This is a genomic window from Nocardia brasiliensis IFM 10847, from assembly GCF_000710915.1.
Classification (GTDB): domain Bacteria; phylum Actinomycetota; class Actinomycetes; order Mycobacteriales; family Mycobacteriaceae; genus Nocardia; species Nocardia brasiliensis_A.
The window spans coordinates 1-611 of sequence record NZ_BAUA01000103.1 but is presented as its reverse complement, the minus strand read 5'-3'; the positions used below and the strand labels follow the sequence as shown (position 1 = coordinate 611).

1 pseudogene is annotated in these 611 nt (G+C 66.3%); it reads right to left on the bottom strand.

Annotation, left to right across the window (positions count from 1 at the left end):
• Positions 1-611, bottom strand: a pseudogene (locus NBRGI_RS21820) (DNA-directed RNA polymerase subunit beta); the annotation flags it as partial.

The window sequence follows — 611 nt, the reverse complement described above, 5'->3', positions numbered from 1 at the left end:
CCAGCCGGCCTTGCCGATCCACCCGAGGTGGGTTTCCAGGATCTGGCCGATGTTCATACGACGCGGCACGCCGTGGGTGTTGAGGATGATGTCGACCGGGGTGCCGTCGGGCAGGAAGGGCATGTCCTCGGTGGGCAGGATCTTGCCGATGACGCCCTTGTTGCCGTGGCGGCCTGCGAGCTTGTCACCGTCTTGGATCTTGCGCTTCTGCGCGACGTAGACGCGCACCAGCTCGTTGACACCGGGGGGCAGGTCGTCGTCGTCCTCGCGGGAGAACACCCGGATGCCGATGACCTTGCCGGACTCACCGTGGGGCACCTTGAGCGAGGTGTCACGCACCTCGCGGGCCTTCTCCCCGAAGATCGCGCGCAGCAACCGCTCTTCCGGGGTCAGCTCGGTCTCGCCCTTGGGAGTGACCTTGCCGACCAGGATGTCGCCGTCGCGGACCTCGGCGCCGATGCGCACGATGCCACGCTCGTCGAGGTCGGCCAGGACCTCGTCGGAGACGTTGGGGATATCGCGGGTGATCTCCTCGGCACCGAGTTTGGTGTCGCGGGCGTCGATCTCGTGCTCTTCGATGTGGATCGAGGTCAGCACGTCCTCTTCCACGA